Consider the following 18,030-nt stretch of genomic DNA (forward strand, 5'->3'; position numbering starts at 1 on the left):
AGGATGACAGCCGTCAACACCGCAGCAATTCGCTTCACCGATGCCCCTCTACCTTGATTCTCCTCGAATGGCCTGATGCGATCAGAGCAATACTGTCGGCAGACATGGCGTCCCTGCCAGGATCGAAGTAGCGAGAGTGTGCTTCCAGACTGAACCCGTGACGGTTGATCAGTCGCGGCCCGGCATCAACGGGAAAACGCCTTGCCCCGAACGCTTCGCTCGCCGGGTCCTTGCCGAACCAGAGGTCGTCATCCCTCTGGTCAGCAATATCTCCGGCCGCGTAGCCAACCACTGGGCCAGCAGCAATCGTTCCCACGACACCGACGAGAGATTGCCGCTTGGAAGGAAGCTTGGTGACGATGTCGTTGTCGGCGGCACCAACAAACACGTGATCCTTTCCCACACCGAGATCACTAGCGTGGTCAACACCGACGCCAGGACTTCCGACCAAAATGATGTCATCAACCCCTGGAATTCCACCATCGTGCTGCGTCGCCGCTCCCACCGTGCGCGACCCGTAAGAGTGCCCGATAGCAGTCAGATGTGGCTCGTCGTTCAGGTTCGTAACCTCCAGCCCACGCATAAACTTCCCGTACGCTAGACCGCCTTTCTCTGCCCTCTCATCACCCATCACAGCCAAACCTCCCAGCGGGTCGTCAATCGGCTGTTGCGGTGCGTCATACCCGAGCCAGACGATCGCAGCACTAGACGCGTCGTACTTTCGAGCGCCAAGTGCCGTATCACGAGCCCTTTTCAGGTCATCCCGTGCAAAATCCTCGTCAAGAGCTGTCCCGAGTCCCGGCACATACGCCGACACATTCCTGGACGTGTCCGGATTCCCGAACGAGACGATCGCCCGCCCGTTCCCCTCATCCCCGATGCCGAGCAGAAACATCGGCGGCTGCCGCCCCTCCCGCAACTGCCGGTCGATCTCCCGGAGTCCCGCAAGCTGCGTCTCCGATTTCGCGTCGTCCCGCCCCTCCAGCTTCCCCATCAGCAGCTGCAGGTTGTCCCGGTTCGCCGCGTCCCGCACCAAAGCCGGAATGCCGTCCAAGTTGCCGATCTGGTCCGGGTACACCGCCAGGTATTCCTCACGCTGTTCGTCCGTCAGGGCGGCCCACCATGCCTTCCGCTCGGCCGGTGACGCGTCGAGGGGGATGCCGTCCTTCAGGTAGCCGCGCGCCGCGCCCCGCACCGCGGCCGCGTCGCCCGCCGCGTCGGTCCACGTGGCGTCGGGGACCTTCAGGCCCTCCTCGGCCTTCAGCCGACGCAGAATGCGGGCGTACCGCCAGTCGATCTCGGCCGCCGTCCGCACAGCCTTCGCCACCCGGTCCGCGATGTCCTGTGCCTTTGCCGCGTTCGGGTTGGGCGCCACCAGGCCCGCGGACGGCAAGAGGCCCGGCGCCGCGTCGGCCGACGCCGTACCGCCCGGCAACGGCCTGCCGTCGATCAGGGCCTCGCCCGCCGCCGGGTACGTCACCGAACCGTCCACGTGGACGGTGAGCTTCAGGGAATCGGCGTCGTCCAGAGCGTCGCGCAACGCCCGCTGCTGGGCGCGCAGTTCGTGGGCCATGCTGTTCAGCGTCGTACGGAGCAGCCCGCACTCCGTGTAGACGTACTGCAGGTTGCTGCTCAACTGCCGTAGCCGGCCGACCGCCGCGTTCGCCGCCTCGCCGTGCTGCGTACTACGCAACCCGTTCAGCATCTGCGTCTCGATCCGGTCCCGGCCCGCGTCGGCACGGTTGCTCGCCCTGCCCCACCCGTCGGCCGCGCCCTCCAGTTCGCCACACTTCAGGTCGCGTAACTGTGTCCAGGTGAGAGTCATCGCGGTCCGCCCGCCACCGGCGCGAACGACGCCTTCACGGTTTCGTTCGTCTCCCCCTGGGCCCTGGCGACAGCCCGCAGCTTCCCGGCCAGGGCCCCGCACTCACCCCGCGCGGCCTCGAACCGTCGCTCCCACGATTCCCGCACGGCACCCAGTTCCGCCAGCGCGGTCAGCCCGGCGGTCCCCGCGAGCAGCCCCTCGTGCGCGGTCTCCAGTTCCGTCTTCACCGGGCCGAGGTGCGTGCGCATCGCTTCCGCACCACCGGCCGCTCGGAGCCAGGGACCGTCGCTGTGCTTCAGTACGTCCCCGTCGCCACCACTCTTCAGCCCCGCCAGATCGCTCAGCCGCTGACGACCTCCCGGCCGTCCCACCACCGTCACTCCGGTCACCCCGCTCCGTCCTTGGTCGTGGAGCGGCACTGTGCCAAATCCCGTGCGGGCGACACGCCGCGCCCACTCGTGCCTCAAGGCGTCGTACCCGCGCAGGGCCCGGCACATCACGACCCACGGTTCACCCGAACGGGCTATCCCCGGGGTGCCCGGCCGACGACTCGGTCCGTACGCGCCGCTCAGGCCGTCACGCGGTCGGCCGGCACCGGGTCGGTTGCCAGACGGGCGTGCAGATGCTCGTCGTGGTACGCCCCGTCGCCGTAGCGGTAGGACTGGCGCAGCGTTCCCTCAAGAAGGAAGCCGCAGCGGTGGGCCACCCGGCAGGAGGCCTCGTTGCCGATGGCGTGGGCGATCTCGATCCGGCGGGCATCGGCGGTGCTGAAGGCCCAGTCGGTCACCGCCGACGTCGCCCTGGTGGCCACGTTCCGTCCGCGGGCAGCCGGGAGCGTCCAGTAGCCGATCATCGCGAGGCCGTCCGCGCGGTCGTCCCAGCGCAGTCCGACGGCGCCCAGGACCGCGCCGTCGGTCACGCCCAGTACGGCGAAGTCGGCGGCATCGCCACGGTCCCAGCCGCCCTCGCGCAGCTCCAGCCGCGCCATGGCCTCGGCGCGATCGGCTGCCGGGAAGGGGTTCCAGCGGGCGATCAACGGGTCCGCGGCGGCGGTGACCAGCCCGTCCAGCATCGCCTCCAGATCGGCACCCTCCCGGCTCCAGGGGCGCAGCAGCAGGTCCCCCAGGTCGAGCGTGGCGCGGACAAAAGTCCGTCGATCGGCAGCCGGCGGTATGGACGTGGAGGCATTCATACCCCCTTACCTACGTGCCCCTCCCGCCCCACCACCAGCGAATTTCCGCCGGTCACGGGCGGGGCGGCTCCACTCAGCAGACCTCGCCCGGCCCCGACGCCGTGGCCGTCGCCCGGAGCAGGTCCCGCACCAGGTCGTAGTCGATGGCCTCCGCCTTGCGGAAGCGCAGGCAACCCTTCCCCATGTCCTGTCCGGCCAGCCGCTCCGCGAACGCCTCACGCACGTCACCGCGCATCAAGTAGAAGGAGATGTACTGCTTCTGGGCGGCGAACGCGATCACGACGGCGCCGTCCCGCTCGTACGCGGGCATTCCGTACGCCATGACCTCGTCGAAACCGGCGAGCTCCATCCGGCACAGCCCCCGCAGCCTCTCCAGGGCGCCCCTGCGCTCCTCGGGCACCTCGGTCAGATACCCGGCCACGTCCTTCGCCTCGCTCCGCACCATGCGACGAGGCTATGCCCGCCCCGCATGTCTGTCGCCCGGCCGGACGCCGGCCGGGCGGCTTTCGTTCGGATCGCGCCGGGGTACGCGAGCCCGGCCTGATCCGAACGGGAGGCCCTACCCGTCCCCCTTGGCTGCGCATTCCACCCAGAGCAGTTTTCCGCCCTGCCCCGGCAGTCCGGTCCCCATGGGGTGGGCGCCCCAGCTCTCCGCGTAGAGGGTGACGAGGTAGAGCCCGCGTCCGCGTTCAGCGAGTTCCTCCGGTGCTTCGGCACTCCATCGGAAGGGGGCGGGGATGTGCGGGTTGGTGTCCCACACGCTCAGCCGGACGCGGCTGCGCCCGGCGTCGCGCAGGCGCAGGGAGTATGCCCCCGAGGAGTACAAGTACGCGTTGGTGACCAGCTCGCTCGCCAACAGTTCGGCGATCTCCGTGAGTTCGCGCATGCCGTGCACGCACAGGACGGTGCGCAGGGTGGAGCGGGCCACGCCCGGGGCGCGGGGATCCTGCGGGAGTTGGAGGGTGTACGCCCAGGGCGGGGATACCGTGGCACTGACCATGGAAGTCTCCGATCACGGAGGAGAGTTGGAGGGTGCGCTTCGATGTGCCCGGTGACGAGGCCGCTCCGTCGAGCGGGGTACTTCCGGGCGGGTGGCCTGAGCCCGACAGTAGAACGAAACATGTAATGCATTCCATGAACTTCATGAATTACATGACAGATACCCTCGTGTGGGTGACCAAGCCGGGGAGCGAGTGATGTCATCCAGCGCCACACCAACAGCCCGCCGCCAACGACTGGGCGCCGAACTCCGCAAGTTGCGTGAGCGCGCCGGGATCACCGCGACCGAGGCCGCGAGGCTCCTCGGCGGCAACCAGGCACGCATCAGCAACATCGAAGCCGGCCGCTACGGCGTCAGCGCCGAACGGGTGCGCACCCTGTCCTGCCACTACGACTGCTCGGACCACGAGTTGGTCAACGCCCTGGCCGCCATGACGGGTGACCGCTCGCGCGGCTGGTGGGAGGAGTACCGCGGGACCCTGCCCGCGCCGCTCCTCGACCTGGCTGAAATCGAGCACCACGCCCACGGGCTGCGGACAGCGGTCACCGTTCATGTCCCCGGCCTCTTCCAGACCGCGGAATACGCGCGCGAGATCTTCCGCCAGGATGTTCCCGCGCTGTCACCTCCCGACATCGAGCACCGCATCTCGTTCCGTATCAAACGGCAGGCCGTGCTGTTCCGGGAATCGCCGACACCGCACGAGGCCGTGGTCCACGAGGCCGCCCTGCGGATGCAGTTCGGTGGCCCGAAGGTGACCCGCAAGCAACTCCAGCACCTCCTCGACATGGGCGAACGCGACCACATCACCCTCCGGGTCATCCCTTTCTCCGCCGGAGTCCTTGCCGGGTCGGGTCAGTCGATCTACTACTTCCTCGGCCCGGTTCCCCAGCTCGACACCGTCAACCTGGACCAGTCCCACGGCCCCGTCTTCCTCGACGCCGAGGCCCAGTTGAAGAAGTACCGCGTTCTGCTCGGCCGCATGGAAGCCACCGCGCTGGCCCGGGAAGAGTCCAGGGATTTCATCCACAACATCGCCCGCGACCTGTGAAGGAACCCACGATGCCCGCTCCCGCCTGGCAGAAGTCGTCCTACTGCGCACAGGGAAACTCCTGCGTACACATAGCCGCCCCCGCCCCCGGCACCGTCCAGCTCACCGAAAGCGGCGACCCCACCGGGGCGACACTCCGCACCACACCGGCCGCGTGGGCCGCCCTCGTACGCACCATCAAGGAGAACCGCGCCCATGGCTGACGTCCCCGCCGACCTCATCCAGTTCCGCGCCGCCCCCGAGGACGAGGAGGGCCCCGGCCCCTGGATCAAGACCCGGCACTGATCACCGACCCCGCCCCTGCCCGCCGAGAGCAACGGGACCTTTGAGGCTTCAGGCCCCCGACCGTACCGATCCGGCGATCGATGCCCGGGACGGAGCAGGAGGGCAGCGAGCACCCCCCATCCATATGAACCATCTGCTGCTCGCCGCGTACCCCAAGACCTACCGCGACCAGTACGGGATCGAGCTGCCGGCCTGCCTTGCCGAGGCACACCCCGGACGCGACTGTCCACCGCCCCGCGAGTTCGCCGCCCTGTTGCGCGGAGGGGTGCAGGCACGGCATGGGCCCTTCGGCCCATGGACGACTCGCCAGATAACACCAATACACACCAGTCAGGCCGTTTCAGTCACATGAGCGGCGCTCCCGGCATGCCCGGCCGCGCACAGCGGCACGCCGAACCGATTCTCTGATCACGTGTCCACCCATCGCGCCCCGGGCATGATCGACAATATGAACGACGACCCGGGCCGGATACTCCGCTGGAACTTCTTCATCGGCGGACACCTGAGCGCCTCGGTGCCCGTACGCCTCGTCGAGCGCACCGAAGCGGGGCAGCTGGTGTGGATGGAGGCCGGCACACCGATGTGGCGTACGAAGCTTCCGCACGGAGCGCATTTACGGGACATCGCCCCTCGCGACCGCCCGGCCGACGGCTACCCCGTGGTCGCCGGCCGGTGGCCGATGGGCAACGCGCTCTTCTACCAGCCCACCGGCGCCTCGCACTCCGTTCTCTGGCTCTTCGGCCGCAGACAGAAGTTCCGTGGCTGGTACGTAAATCTGGAGCGCCGGGTCCACCACGGTGACGACATCGACATCACCGACCACGAACTGGACATCAACGTGGCGCCGGACCGGAGCTGGCGGTGGAAGGACGAGCAGTCCTTCGCCGAGAAGACCGGTGACCCGGCCTACTGGTCGGCCGACGAGGCATCGGCCATCCGGAGCGAGGGCGACTCGGTCGTACGGCTCGCCGAAGCCGGAACGTTTCCCTTCGACGGCACCTGGTGCGATTTCCGGCCGCCGCCGAACTGGAGGACACCACCCCGGCCACCCGTCCCGCGCCACCCCCTGCTCTGACCCGGCCGGGCGCCGGCCAGGCCCTGCGCGAAGGTCTCGGCCAGGGTGGCGGAATGGCCTTCATTGCCCGAGGTCACCCTCCGTGATACACAGAGTAACCATACGTATTCGGTCATACTCCGATTCGATCCGCAGGTCAGGGCGGTCAGACCGGTCAAACGTACGAGATCCGGGTAAAGAGAGCCGCCAAGCCGTCGTACGAGAGCAGTTTCATCAGCGAAGATAGAGAGCGACCCGTGTCGTGTGGCAGGGGCAATGAACTACCCAACAGGGGCGGTGACTTACATGATCCTGGCAGCTGAAAAGGGCGACATCACCACCATCATCGGCGGAATCGCCCCGAACTGGGGACCGTTCGGGACCTTGGGCAACGAGGCCCGCGTAATGATCGAGGTCGTGATGGCCATTGCCATCCTGCTCTGCCTCGGCATCGCGGTCTGGGGCGCGGCAAAGCAGCGCATCGGCGCCACGGCACTGCGCGACACGTTCAGCGCGGAGCAGGGCAAGGGGCTGATCGTTGCCGGTCTGACCGGTGTGTTCATCATCGGATCCCTGGGAACCCTGTTCACCATCGTCTACGGGATGGCCGTCTGACCGGCTGTCATTCCACACCAGGGGCCACTCCAGCCCATCCCCACACCATCCGTCCGTCGTGCCCACCGGCAGAGGTTGCGTCTCCCTGATGTCGAGTCACCACACCGCGCCCGCGCGGGAACCCGCACGGCTACCGTCGTACTACCCGGTTCAGGAAACGGTTGAGGGGGAGTACGCGGCATGAGTCCCGGCGACGAGAGAGGCTACGGCAGCGGTCCGAGCCGTACGGACGATGGCTACAGCACCATCGGCGGTACGCGCCAGACCCGTACCCGCCTTCCTGACGGCGAGGGCGGCGACGGCTACGGCACCCCCCGCCGTCCCGCCCGCAGCTCCCGTTCCCTCGTCACGGTGGTCGGCGTGGTCGTCCTCCTGATCGCGGCTATCGCGTTCGCGAACATGGGCGGAGGCGGAGGAGGCGGCAACAACGGTCGGTCGGGAAGCTCCGGTACCAAGCCTGACTCGTCGTCCACGGCGGCCACGGGGACGAAGCCGGTGACGGGGAAGAACGGTTCGATTCCGTCGGGGTTCGCCCATGACGAGCAGGGGGCGCAGAGCGCGGCCGCGAACTACTCCGTGGCGCTCGGCTCAGCCGAGATGTTCGACAAGACAAAACGGGACAGCATCCTCAACGCCGTCATTGCCCCCTCCGCTGTGAACGGATTTCGCTCAACGCTCGACGAGGCCTACTCCGCAGGGCTCTTCAAGAACCTGGGTCTCAACGATGATGGCTCGACTCCTGCTGGCTTCACTTTCATCTCGCGCACCACTCCTATCGGCACCAAGGTCATGAAGAGCTCCGCTGACCAGGCCACGGTGGAGGTCTGGTGCTCCGGGCTGATTGGCCTGGCGGGCGAGGGTTCGACCAAGCCGGTATCCGACGGCTGGTTCACCATCACCATGGAACTGCAGTGGGTCAATGGCGATTGGAAGGCTGTTACTCACTCGCAGAAGGACGGTCCCGCACCAGTGGGGGGCGACACACGGGCTTCCAGTGCTGACGAGATCGCCGGTGCGGTCAATGGGTTCGGGGGGTTCACCTATGCCCGGTAGTCCTGGTTCACGTCGCCGCACGTCGTCCGTCGTGGCTCTGTTGGCAGCGGTACAGGTACACGCCGTTCTCCTGGCCACCAAGGTTGCCGCTGCTCCTTCGCCGACCCCCAGTCCGGGCCAGAGCAACAACGCTTGCGACCTCATTCACGGCCCCGCCAGGGACTACTGCGAAAAGGGCGACGCAGGCGCCCCCTCCAACGTCCCCAGCAGCCCCGACAACTCCCTCGACCCCCTCTCCTCCCTCGCCCGCGGCTGCGCCGACGCCGCCGCGTGGATCGTCGACAAGCTCAGCGACGCGGTGAAGAGCACCGCCAACGTCGACTTCACGAACACCAAGTTCCTCCAGCAGTACGCGATCGTCTTCGCCGCCTCCACCGTCCTCACCCTCGTCCTGTGGCTGCTCGCCGTGGCCAAGCGCGCCATCCGCGGCGTACCGCTGACCACCGCGATCTCCGAGGCCGTCGGGTTCCTCTGGCTGACGGTCCTCGCCTCGGCGTTCACCCCGCTGATCCTCTACACGGTCGTCTCCGCGACCGACGGGGTCACCGAGATCATCGCCACGTCCTCCGGCGGGCAGACGGACGTCTTCTTCGGATCGTTCGCCAAAGCTCTCAAGAAGGGCTCCGACATCGGCGGCGGACCGATCATGCTGATCGTCGTCTCGCTGGTCTCGATCCTCGCTGCCGGAATCCTCTGGCTGGAGCTCGTCATCCGCGCCGCCCTGCTCTACGTCGGCGCCCTCCTCGGCACCGTCGTCTACGCGGGGCTCGTCGACAAGAACATGTGGGGCCACGTCCGCCGCTGGGCAGGCATCATGATCGCGGTGATCATGGTCAAGCCGGTCATCGTCGTGGTGCTCGGGCTGGCCGGCGCGCTCTCCCAGGACGACGGGCCGAACGCGTTCTCCGCCGTCGTGTCCGGCCTCGCCATCATCCTGCTCGCGATCTTCGCCTCCGCGATGATCTACCGGTTCGTCCCCGGCTTCGGCGACGAGATCCAGGGCGCCCGCACCAACCGCAAGCAGGCCACCGACGGCTCCCAGGCCGCCGCCATGATCAGCTCACCGGCCGCCCTCGTCTCCCAGGGCATCAAGACCCACAGCAGCCGCAGCGCCCAGAACAGCGGCGACAGCGGCAGCGGCGGCGGGGCCCGTCCGGCCAACGCGGTCAGTGGCGGCGTCGCCGCGCACAGCTCCCGGGGCTCCGGCGGCGGATCCGTCCCCTCCGCCACGCCTCCGCCCCGCAGCGGATCGGGACCGGCCTCCGGCACCCCCCATGGCAGCCGCTCCCCCCGAGGTGGCGGATCAGGCAGTTCAGGTAACAACAGCACGGGAGGTGGAGGGCGTTGACGACTCCGTCCCACACGATCGCGCCCCGCCGTACGTATCTCATCGGCCGCGCCCGGCCGAACGCGATCGTCGGCAAGAACCGCGAGACCGGCGAGATCGCGCTGATCATCGCCGGTGCGTTCCTCGGCATGATGAGCGGACTGGCCGTCCCCTACCTGGGCCCGCGGATCGTGCTGCTCGTGGGCTTCCCCATCCTCGCCCTGGCGATCGTGTACCTCCCGTACAAGCACCGCACCTTCTACAAATGGTTCGAGATCAACCGCAGCTACAAGCGCTCCCTGCGCCGCGGTACGACCTACCGCTCCGGCGCCATGGAGGCGGGCGTCGGCGCCGACGGGCGCGAGGTCGAGATCGGCCCGCCCCCCGGCATCGGCCGGATCAACTGGCTCGCCGCCCCCTTCGGACCGGACGAGATCGCCGTACTCCTGCACGCCGACCGCCGCACCGTCACCGCCGCGATCGAGATCGAGGGTCCCGGCGTCGGCCTGCGCGACAGCGAGGACCAGGAAGCCCTCGTCGACCGGTTCGGCACGCTGCTGAAGCATGTCGCCAACGGCGACGGCTTCGTCACCCGCATCCAGATGCTGGCCCGTACCCTCCCCGCCGACCCCGACGCCCACGCCAAGGACGTCGCCCAGCGCGGCGACCACACGTCCCCGGGCTGGCTGCGGGAGTCGTACGACCAGCTCCAGTCCATGGTCTCCACCTCCAGCGAGCAGCACCGCGCCTACCTCGTCGCCTGCATGCACTACACCCGCGAGCTGGCCGCCGAGGCCAACGCCATGGCCCGCGCCGCCCGCCCCGAGGCCGGCCGCAAGCTCGACCGGGACGCGGGCCTCGCCGTCGTCATGGCGCGCGAACTCACCGACATCTGCGCCCGCCTGGCCGAGGCCGACATCCGGGTGCGCCAGCCGCTCGGCCAGAGCCGGCTCGCCTCCCTCGTGCACTCCATGTACGACCCCGACCACCCCATCGACCACATCCAGGCCATGACCAAGCGCAACGCCTGGCCGGCCGAACTCGACGCGGTCGAGCCGACGTTCCTCCAGGCCAAGACCCGCGAGTCGGCCACCCGCGCGCCCTGGTGCCACTCCACGGCCTGGGTGAAGGAATGGCCGATGACACCCGTCGGCGTCAACTTCCTGGCCCCGCTCCTCGTCCACACACCCGACGTGATCCGTACGGTCGCGGTCTGCATGGACCTCGAACCCACCGAGGTCGCCATCGAGCGGATGCTCACCGAGAAGACCAACGACGAGGCGGAAGCCAGCCGTCAGGCCAAGATGAACCGCACCGTCGACCCGCGCGACATCGCCGCACACGGCCGACTCGACCAGCGGGGTGAAGACCTCGCGAGCGGTGCGGCCGGAGTGAACCTGGTGGGGTACATCACCGTGTCCTCGCGTTCGCCCGAGTCCCTCGCCCGCGACAAGCGGACGATCCGGGCCTCGGCCGGCAAGTCGTATCTCAAGCTGGAGTGGTGCGACCGCGAGCACCATCGCGCCTTCGTGAACACGCTGCCGTTCGCCACCGGCATCCGTCGCTGACCCCGGAACGACCGAGAGAACCGAGAGAAACGAGAGGGAGGTCGGTCACGCCATGCGAGATCCGCTGTCCGCGCTTTCGGACGCCTTCACCGCCTTCCTCTTCGGGAAGGTGGAGACGACGAGGCTGCCCGTCCGTACGTCCACCGGACAGGCCCAGGCCGTCTACCTGCCCACCGCGGCCCCCGGCCTCGGCGACTCCGGCGTGATCATCGGCCGCGAGGTGTACTCGGGCAAGGGCTACATCTACGACCCCTTCCAGCTGTACGGACAGCAGCTCCCCGCCCCGCACTGGCTGGTGCTCGGCGAGTCCGGCAACGGCAAGTCCGCGCTGGAGAAGACGTACGTGCTCCGCCAGCTCCGCTTCCGCGACCGCCAGGTCGTCGTCCTGGACGCCCAGGGCGAGGACGGCGTCGGCGAATGGAACCTCATCGCCCAGGAGCTCGGCCTCACCCCGATCCGCCTCGACCCGACCGCCGCGCTCAACGGCGGCATCCGGCTCAACCCGCTCGACCCCGCGATCACCACGACCGGCCAGCTCGCACTGCTCCGCACGATCATCGAAGTCGCGATGGGACACGGCCTGGACGAACGGTCCGGCTTCGCGCTGAAGGTCGCCCACGCCTACGTCAACGAGACGATCACCGACCGCCAGCCGGTCCTGACCGACATCGTCGACCAACTCCGCCACCCGGAGCCCGAATCCGCCGAGGCGATGAACGTCGACATAGACGATGTACGGGCCTGGGGCCTGGATGTCGCCCTCGTCCTGGACCGGCTGGTCGACGGTGACCTGCGCGGCATGTTCGACGGGCCGACGAGCGTCGGCATCGACCTCGACGCCCCGCTGATCGTCTTCGACCTCTCGCACATCGACCGGAACTCGATCGCCATGCCGATCCTGATGGCGATCGTCGGCGTCTGGCTGGAGCACACCTGGATCAGGCCCGACCGGAAGAAACGCATCTTCCTGGTCGAAGAGGCCTGGCACATCATCAACTCGCCCTTCGTGGCGCAGCTCTTCCAGCGCCTGCTGAAGTTCGGCCGGCGGCTGGGTCTGTCGTTCGTGGCCGTCGTCCACCACCTCAGCGACGTCGTCGACGGAGCGGCGGCCCGGGAGGCCGCGGCGATCCTCAAGATGGCATCGACCCGCACGATCTACGCCCAGAAGGCCGACGAGGCCAGAGCGACGGGACGCGTGCTCGGCCTGCCCCGATGGGCGGTCGAGATCATCCCGACCCTCACCCCCGGCATCGCGGTCTGGGACGTCAACGGCAACGTCCAGGTGGTCAAACACCTGATCACCGAGGCGGAACGCCCGCTGGTCTTCACCGACCGCGCGATGACCGAGTCCTCCACGGCCGAACTCCTCCCGGAGGACGTACTCGCCGCCGACCTGGAGGCGGAACAACGCGCGGCACGGATCGAGCACCAACAACGGCTGAACGAGTCGTCCGAGTCAACGGTGGCCTGACATGGCGGGGCACGGCGAGGTACGTACCAGGGGCAGTGGAGGCGGCGGCATCCCGGACGGGTTGCTGATAGGGCTGCTGACCTTCCTGCTCGGGCTGACGCTGCTGGCCTGGACGGCCACCGGCCTGGCCGGACTCTTCGCGCACGGCGCCTGGCCGGAGGGGGTCACCCTCACCGAGACCCCGCTGGCGATGCGTCGACTCGTCACCGCTCCGCACGACCTCCCGGCCGCCTGGCCGAACACCCCGGCGGACGCGCTCTCCGGGTACGGCCTGTTCTGGGGCCTGTTCATAGGCGAACTGATGGTGCTGGTGGTGCTGACGGTGTTCGTGCTGGGCGTGGTGGCCCGCTGGCGGGCGGTGCGCGCGCGCCAACGCGACGAACGGTACGGCGGCGGGGGCACGGCCGGGGACGGAGTCGAGGCCGTACGGTCCCAACAGCACGAACCCCGCGCCGAACCCCTCACCGGGGCCCCACCACAACCCCATCCGGTACCCACCCCTGCTCCTACTCCTGCGCCACAGCCACAGCCGCAGCCGCAGCCGCAGCCGCAGCCGCAGCAGACGCTCCAGCACCCGGCGGTCACACCCGCCCCACCGGCGCCCCCTGCCCCGGAGCCACCTCTCGTACCCGTGCCCACCCCCGTGGAGCACGTACCGTCCGACACCGATCCGCTCCCCGCCCACGCCGCCGCGCTCCCCACGCCCCGCACCCCCCTCGTCGTGTACGGACCGGCCGCCACCCGCCGCCCCACCGTCGTCCAGGCGATCCTGGAGGCCGACGGACCCGCGCTCGTCGTCACCTCCGACCCCACCGTCTGGGCCGAGACGAAGGACGCCCGCGCCAAGATCGGCCCGGTCCTCGTCTACGACCCGGGACACCTCTGCGACACCCCGGCCCGCCTCCACTGGTCCCCCACGGCGGGCTGCGAACAGCCCGACACGGCCGCCGCGCGCTCCACGGCGCTCCTCGCCCCGGTCCGGCCGCAGGCCCGTATCGACGCGACGACGGCCGACACCGCGGAGACACTCCTGAAGTGCTGGCTGCACGCCGCCGCCATCGACGGCCGCCCCTTCCGCCAGGTCCACCGCTGGGCCCTCGGCGGCAGCGCCCACGAGCCGGTGCGCCTGCTCCGCACCCACCCCAAAGCGGCCTCCGGACTCGCGGGCCTGCTGGAGTCCGCGCTCACCGCTCACCCCGAACGCCGTGAAATGGCACAGGAGCTCACGGTACGGGCCTTCACCGCGCTCTCCTCGGTCCACATCCGCGATGCCTGCACGCCCAACCGGGCGGATTCACTCGTGCTGGAATCTTTCGCGGACGAAGGGGGCACCCTCTATGTGGTGGGTGAACCGATCGAGGATCCCCGCTCGGGTCCCGGAGCAATGCCCCTGCTCACGGCACTCGCCTCGCACGTGGTCGAGCACGGCCGCCGCATGGCCGCACGGTCAACCGACGGTCGGCTCGACCCACCAATGACGCTCGTGCTCGACGACGTCGCCGCGGTGGCACCCCTCCCCCGGCTCCCGGAGTTGCTGTCGACCGGCCAGGCCATGGGTCTGCCGGCCCTGGCCCTTCTCCGCTCCCGCGAGCAGGCCCGCGCCCGCTGGACACAGGACCTCATGGGCTCACGGTGAGTGGGCTCGCTCTGACCGGACGGCCCCCGCGCGCCGCCTACACCGCCGGCCGCCTCACCGCGTACTCGAGCTCCCGCGCGGACGGGTCGGCCGGCACCGGCACCGTATGCCCGGTGGCCGCGAACCCGATCCGCCGATAGAGCGCCGCGGCCCTCGTGTTGTCCTCGTGCACATACAGCCGCACCCGCTCGATCCGTGGCTCACGCAACGACCACGCCCAGTCCGTCCCGGCCCGGAACAGCGCCTCCGCCAGGCCCCTGCCCCGTGCCTCGGGCCGTACGAACACACCGACCACATGGGCCTGGTGAACGTCGACCGCCTCCCCGAACCGCACCTCCGCGCCCGACCGCTCGATCAGCACGGTGACGCTGCCGTCCCACCGCCCCTCGGGCCCGACGGCGACGAACTGCCGTACTTCGCCCTGCCCGGTCCCGGAGGCGCCGAGCGCCCGGTCCCGCCAGAACTCGTCGGGCTGCGCCGCGCTCTGCGCGTACGTCTCCACGAACGCCATCGGCGCAGCCGGGTCCTGCAGGGCGGTCAGCCGCAACTCCTTGACCAGGGGCCACTCATCGGCGCGTACCGCTCGAATCACATGTTCCATCCGCCGATCCTCTCCGCGGGCAACCGACCTGTGCAATCAACATTCACCGGGCAGGGCGTCGTCGTACCCCGGTACTACCCGCCCCATCACATCCCGCCCCAGGTCCGACGTCCGACGCACGCCCCCTCCGTAGCGTCGACCGCGTGATCAGGGCATACGAACTCACCAAGAGGCACGGAGACACCACCGTCGTCCACGGGCTCGACTTCACGGTCCGGCCCGGCACCGTCACCGGATTCCTCGGACCGAACGGCGCCGGGAAATCGACGACCGTGCGCATGCTGCTCAGCCCGGACGCGCCCACCCGAGGCCGCTCGACGATCGGCGGACGGGCGTGCGCCGCCCACAGTGCGCCGCTCACCGAGGTCGGCGCACTCCTGGAGGCCCGTTCCGTCCATCTCGGCCGGACCGCCTTCAACCACCTCATGGCGCTCGCCCACACCCACGACACCCCGCGCCGGCGCGTGGAGCATGTCCTCGATCTGGCGGGGCTGAACACGATCGCCCACAAACGGATCCCGCGGGCGGCGCGTCGGTGAAGGTCGTGACCCCGACCTGCGCGAGCTCCTCACCGGCCCCGGCATCGAGATCGCCTCCCGCCCCGCCTCGGCCCCCGACGAGCTGGAGGTCCACGGCACGGACGCGGCACACATCGGCCGCACGGCGGCCGCCCACGCCATCCCCCTGTACGAACTCTTCCCGCGCACCGCTTCCTTGGAACAGGCCTTCGTGGACCTGACCCAGGAGTCGGTCGAGTACCGGATCACCGCCCCCGAACCGACCGGAACCCCCGCATGACGACCGCGATCGGCCACCCGATCACCCGCGCGGAACGGCACCCGGAAGAAGACCCGTACCGAGTCACAGCCACCCGGGTCCTGCGCTCCGAACGGCACAAGCTCCGCTCCCTGTGCTCCTCCCGGACCGCTCTGGTCCCGGCGTCCGCCCTGGTGCTCGGCATCGGTGTGGTCATGGGCGCGACATACACCTCGGGCGGCGGCGATTCCGACGTGGACACGGTCGTCCTGGTGCTCTACGGCTCGGTGCTCGGTACGTCGTGCACGGTGGTCCTGGGCATCCTGATGACCGCGGGCGAGTACTCGACGGGCCTCATCCGCGCCTCGCTCGCCGCGGTCCCGCGCAGACTCCCGGTGCTGTGGGCGAAGGCGGCAGTCTTCACCGTCACCGTCCTCGTGGCCATGTTCACCACCGCCCTGCTGGCCTTCGTCATCGCCCAGACGCCGACGTGACGCATGACGCCGGGCCGGCCGCCCGCGAGGATGGACACGTGACGGACGACCACAAGGACCGGGGTACGGGCACCACCGCGTTGACCGGGCATCTCCAGCAACTGCTCCAGCGCGTCCGCGCGTTCGACCTGCGACGGCCCGTGGTCTGGAACGGACTGCTCACCACGTTCTGGGTGATCTTCGCCGTACTCGACTTCACCACCGGGGGCTGGCGCACCGTGGCCGGCAACCGGAACGCGCCCGAACCCGTGGTCCTGCTGATGAGCATGGCGTTCTCCGCACCGCTGCTGTGGCGCCGCAGCCGTCCGACGGCCGTGCTGGTGTTCATGACCCCGTTCGCCCTGATCAATGTCTGGACGGGGGCGCTCGTCCAGGCCGCCTACCTGCAGGAGATCGTCGTCTTCAACATCGCGCTACGGCTGCCCATGCGGGCCCTGGCGCGGGCGGGCGCCCTGGTGACCGTTCCGCTCGTGGTCGGCTCGGTGGGCTTCCCGCACAGCTGGGACCTGCTGTTCGTCCCCCACCTCTGGGCGTTCGCACTCGCGGCCCTGCTGGGGATCGTGGTCCGTACGCGCAAGGAGTACACGGAGGCCCTGGTCGACCGCGCCCACCGGCTGAAGCTCGAACGCGACCAGCAGGCCCGGCTCGCCGCCGCCGCCGAACGGACCCGGATCGCCCGGGAGATGCACGACATCATCGGCCACAACCTCTCCGTAATCACGGGCCTCGCGGACGGCGGCGCCTACGCGGCGGCCAAGAGCCCCGACCGGGCGGCCCAAGCCCTGGAGGCCATCAGCACCACGAGCCGGCAGGCCCTCACGGAACTGCGCCGTCTGCTCGATGTCCTGCGCGACCACCCCGCCGAGGCCGACCGCACCCCGCAGCCGACCCTCGACGACATGGACGCGCTCCTCACCGGCGTACGAACAGCGGGCCTCCCCGTGCGCCTGAGCGTCCGGGGCACGCCTCCGCCGTCCCCACCCACCGCGGGGCGGCAGTTGACGGTCTACCGCGCGGTGCAGGAGGCCCTCACGAATACGCTGAAGCACGGCGGCACCGACCCGTCGCCGACCGCGGAGGTCACGCTCACCTACCGGGCGAAGGAGCTGGAAGCCCTGATCACGGACACGGGCACCACCCGGGACGGACCCGAGGGCGGCGGGCGGGGAATCACCGGGATGCGCGAACGGGCATCCCTCTACGACGGCACACTCGAAGCGGGCCCACTGCCGACGCAGGCCACAGCCACGGCTCCGGCCACGGCCGGCTGGCAGGTACGGCTCCGACTACCCCTGAAGGACACCCCCTCGTGACGACCGTGCTGATCGCGGACGACCAGCCGATGCAACGCTTCGGCTTCCGCATGCTGCTGGAGAGCCAGGACGACATGACGGTCGTCGGCGAGGCCGCCAATGGCCACGAGGCTCTGAGCCTTGTCTCCCAGCACCAACCGGACGTGGCATTGATGGACATCCGCATGCCGCTCCTGGACGGCATCGAAGCGACGCGCCGCATCATCAGGGCCGGTGCCCGCACGCGCGTCCTCATTGTCACGACGTTCGACCTCGACCGGTACGCGTACGACGGCCTCCGTGCCGGCGCCAGCGGCTTCCTCATCAAGGACGCGCTGCCCGAGGAACTCCTCTCCGGCATACGGGCCGTGGCCGGCGGCGACGCGGTGGTCGCACCCAGCCTCACCCGCCGCCTCCTGGACGCGTACGCACACCATCTGCCGGCCGTGCCCGGCGGCCCCACCACGCTGGACGCCCGCATCGCGAGCCTCACCGAACGGGAAAGGGAAATCCTCACGGTCATCGGCCGGGGATGGACCAACACGGAGATCGCCGAGCGACTCCACCTCGCGGAATCGACGGTGAAGACACATGTCACGCGCATTCTCGCCAAAACGGGATCCCGCGACCGTGTCCAGGCAGTCATCCTGGCCTACGACACCCACCTGGTCACCGCCGGCTGAACAACTGGTCACCCCTGACCGAAAAAAGAGAGATGAACGCGGAAAAGCCCCGTGCCACAAGGACACGGGGCTTCCCGTAAAAGGAGTTCGGCGGCGTCCTACTCTCCCACAGGGTCCCCCCTGCAGTACC

17 protein-coding genes and 2 pseudogenes are annotated in these 18,030 nt (G+C 69.4%); 13 read left to right on the forward strand and 6 right to left on the reverse strand.

The annotated features are described in order from the left end of the window. Positions 1-34: 34 nt before the first annotated feature. The 5 genes from ACIOHC_RS09550 to ACIOHC_RS09570 all read right to left on the reverse strand — a co-directional run bounded on the left by ACIOHC_RS09550 (position 35) and on the right by ACIOHC_RS09570 (position 4,017). Positions 35-1,825: an alpha/beta hydrolase gene (locus tag ACIOHC_RS09550; RefSeq protein ID WP_401842157.1), complete on the reverse strand. Its 1,791-nt coding sequence runs from the start codon at positions 1,823-1,825 to the stop codon at positions 35-37. Then, entirely contained in the window at positions 1,822-2,214 is a 393-nt protein-coding gene (locus ACIOHC_RS09555; RefSeq protein ID WP_401842159.1) for a hypothetical protein, read from the reverse strand. Before ACIOHC_RS09555 ends, ACIOHC_RS09550 begins: the two co-directional genes overlap by 4 nt. 179 nt (positions 2,215-2,393) lie before the next feature. Continuing rightward, complete coding sequence (locus tag ACIOHC_RS09560; RefSeq protein ID WP_365692959.1) at positions 2,394-3,017, reverse strand: GNAT family N-acetyltransferase; 624 nt, start codon at positions 3,015-3,017, stop codon at positions 2,394-2,396. Positions 3,018-3,090: 73 nt separating this feature from the next. Further along, positions 3,091-3,462: a DUF1801 domain-containing protein gene (locus ACIOHC_RS09565; RefSeq protein WP_365692957.1), complete on the reverse strand. Its 372-nt coding sequence runs from the start codon at positions 3,460-3,462 to the stop codon at positions 3,091-3,093. Between the two features lie 114 nt (positions 3,463-3,576). Continuing rightward, entirely contained in the window at positions 3,577-4,017 is a 441-nt protein-coding gene (locus tag ACIOHC_RS09570; protein WP_365692955.1) for an ATP-binding protein, read from the reverse strand. Positions 4,018-4,213: 196 nt separating this feature from the next. On the opposite strand from ACIOHC_RS09570, the gene ACIOHC_RS09575 reads away from it, so the two are divergent. From ACIOHC_RS09575 to ACIOHC_RS09615, 9 genes are all read left to right on the forward strand, one after another. Further along, positions 4,214-5,065 carry a helix-turn-helix transcriptional regulator gene (locus ACIOHC_RS09575; protein WP_351081976.1) on the forward strand — a complete coding sequence of 284 codons (852 nt, stop codon included), beginning with the start codon at positions 4,214-4,216 and terminating at the stop codon, positions 5,063-5,065. 11 nt (positions 5,066-5,076) lie between these two features. Then, positions 5,077-5,268, forward strand: coding sequence for a DUF397 domain-containing protein (locus tag ACIOHC_RS09580; protein ID WP_351081978.1), 192 nt, complete (start codon positions 5,077-5,079; stop codon positions 5,266-5,268). Positions 5,269-5,798: 530 nt separating this feature from the next. Next, a complete protein-coding gene (locus ACIOHC_RS09585) occupies positions 5,799-6,425 on the forward strand; it encodes a DUF402 domain-containing protein (RefSeq protein ID WP_351081980.1) in 627 nt (208 codons plus the stop codon). Between the two features lie 285 nt (positions 6,426-6,710). Then, positions 6,711-7,019, forward strand: a complete 309-nt coding sequence (locus ACIOHC_RS09590) for a hypothetical protein (protein ID WP_018101695.1) — start codon at positions 6,711-6,713, stop codon at positions 7,017-7,019. 180 nt (positions 7,020-7,199) lie between these two features. Then, positions 7,200-8,072 (forward strand): hypothetical protein, encoded by an 873-nt coding sequence (locus ACIOHC_RS09595; protein WP_401842164.1) that lies wholly within the window; start codon positions 7,200-7,202, stop codon positions 8,070-8,072. After that, positions 8,062-9,420: a hypothetical protein gene (locus tag ACIOHC_RS09600; protein WP_401842167.1), complete on the forward strand. Its 1,359-nt coding sequence runs from the start codon at positions 8,062-8,064 to the stop codon at positions 9,418-9,420. The genes ACIOHC_RS09595 and ACIOHC_RS09600 overlap by 11 nt, the downstream gene beginning before the upstream one ends. Further along, on the forward strand, positions 9,417-10,967 hold the full coding sequence (locus tag ACIOHC_RS09605) for an SCO6880 family protein (protein WP_351081986.1): 1,551 nt from the start codon (positions 9,417-9,419) through the stop codon (positions 10,965-10,967). The genes ACIOHC_RS09600 and ACIOHC_RS09605 overlap by 4 nt, the downstream gene beginning before the upstream one ends. A 52-nt stretch (positions 10,968-11,019) precedes the next feature. Beyond that, positions 11,020-12,438, forward strand: coding sequence for an ATP-binding protein (locus ACIOHC_RS09610; RefSeq protein ID WP_351081988.1), 1,419 nt, complete (start codon positions 11,020-11,022; stop codon positions 12,436-12,438). 1 nt (position 12,439) lies between these two features. Continuing rightward, positions 12,440-14,074, forward strand: coding sequence for a type IV secretory system conjugative DNA transfer family protein (locus tag ACIOHC_RS09615; RefSeq protein ID WP_401842170.1), 1,635 nt, complete (start codon positions 12,440-12,442; stop codon positions 14,072-14,074). 37 nt (positions 14,075-14,111) lie between these two features. Here ACIOHC_RS09615 and ACIOHC_RS09620 read toward each other — a convergent pair whose 3' ends face one another. Beyond that, positions 14,112-14,675, reverse strand: a complete 564-nt coding sequence (locus tag ACIOHC_RS09620; RefSeq protein WP_351081991.1) for a GNAT family N-acetyltransferase — start codon at positions 14,673-14,675, stop codon at positions 14,112-14,114. A gap of 143 nt (positions 14,676-14,818) precedes the next feature. On the opposite strand from ACIOHC_RS09620, the pseudogene ACIOHC_RS09625 reads away from it, so the two are divergent. The 4 genes and pseudogenes from ACIOHC_RS09625 to ACIOHC_RS09640 all read left to right on the forward strand — a co-directional run bounded on the left by ACIOHC_RS09625 (position 14,819) and on the right by ACIOHC_RS09640 (position 17,900). After that, positions 14,819-15,473: pseudogene (locus ACIOHC_RS09625) on the forward strand (ATP-binding cassette domain-containing protein). After that, positions 15,470-15,913 (forward strand): annotated as a pseudogene (locus tag ACIOHC_RS09630) (ABC transporter permease); the annotation flags it as partial. The pseudogenes ACIOHC_RS09625 and ACIOHC_RS09630, both read left to right, overlap by 4 nt. 50 nt (positions 15,914-15,963) lie before the next feature. After that, positions 15,964-17,238 carry a sensor histidine kinase gene (locus ACIOHC_RS09635; RefSeq protein WP_401842173.1) on the forward strand — a complete coding sequence of 425 codons (1,275 nt, stop codon included), beginning with the start codon at positions 15,964-15,966 and terminating at the stop codon, positions 17,236-17,238. Then, the gene (locus ACIOHC_RS09640; RefSeq protein ID WP_351081995.1) at positions 17,235-17,900 is read left to right on the forward strand and encodes a response regulator transcription factor; all 666 of its coding nucleotides are present in this window, start codon (positions 17,235-17,237) and stop codon (positions 17,898-17,900) included. The genes ACIOHC_RS09635 and ACIOHC_RS09640 overlap by 4 nt, the downstream gene beginning before the upstream one ends. Positions 17,901-18,030 lie beyond the last annotated feature (130 nt).

This window comes from Streptomyces sp. NPDC088252 (genome assembly GCF_044740965.1).
Classification (GTDB): Bacteria; Actinomycetota; Actinomycetes; order Streptomycetales; family Streptomycetaceae; genus Streptomyces.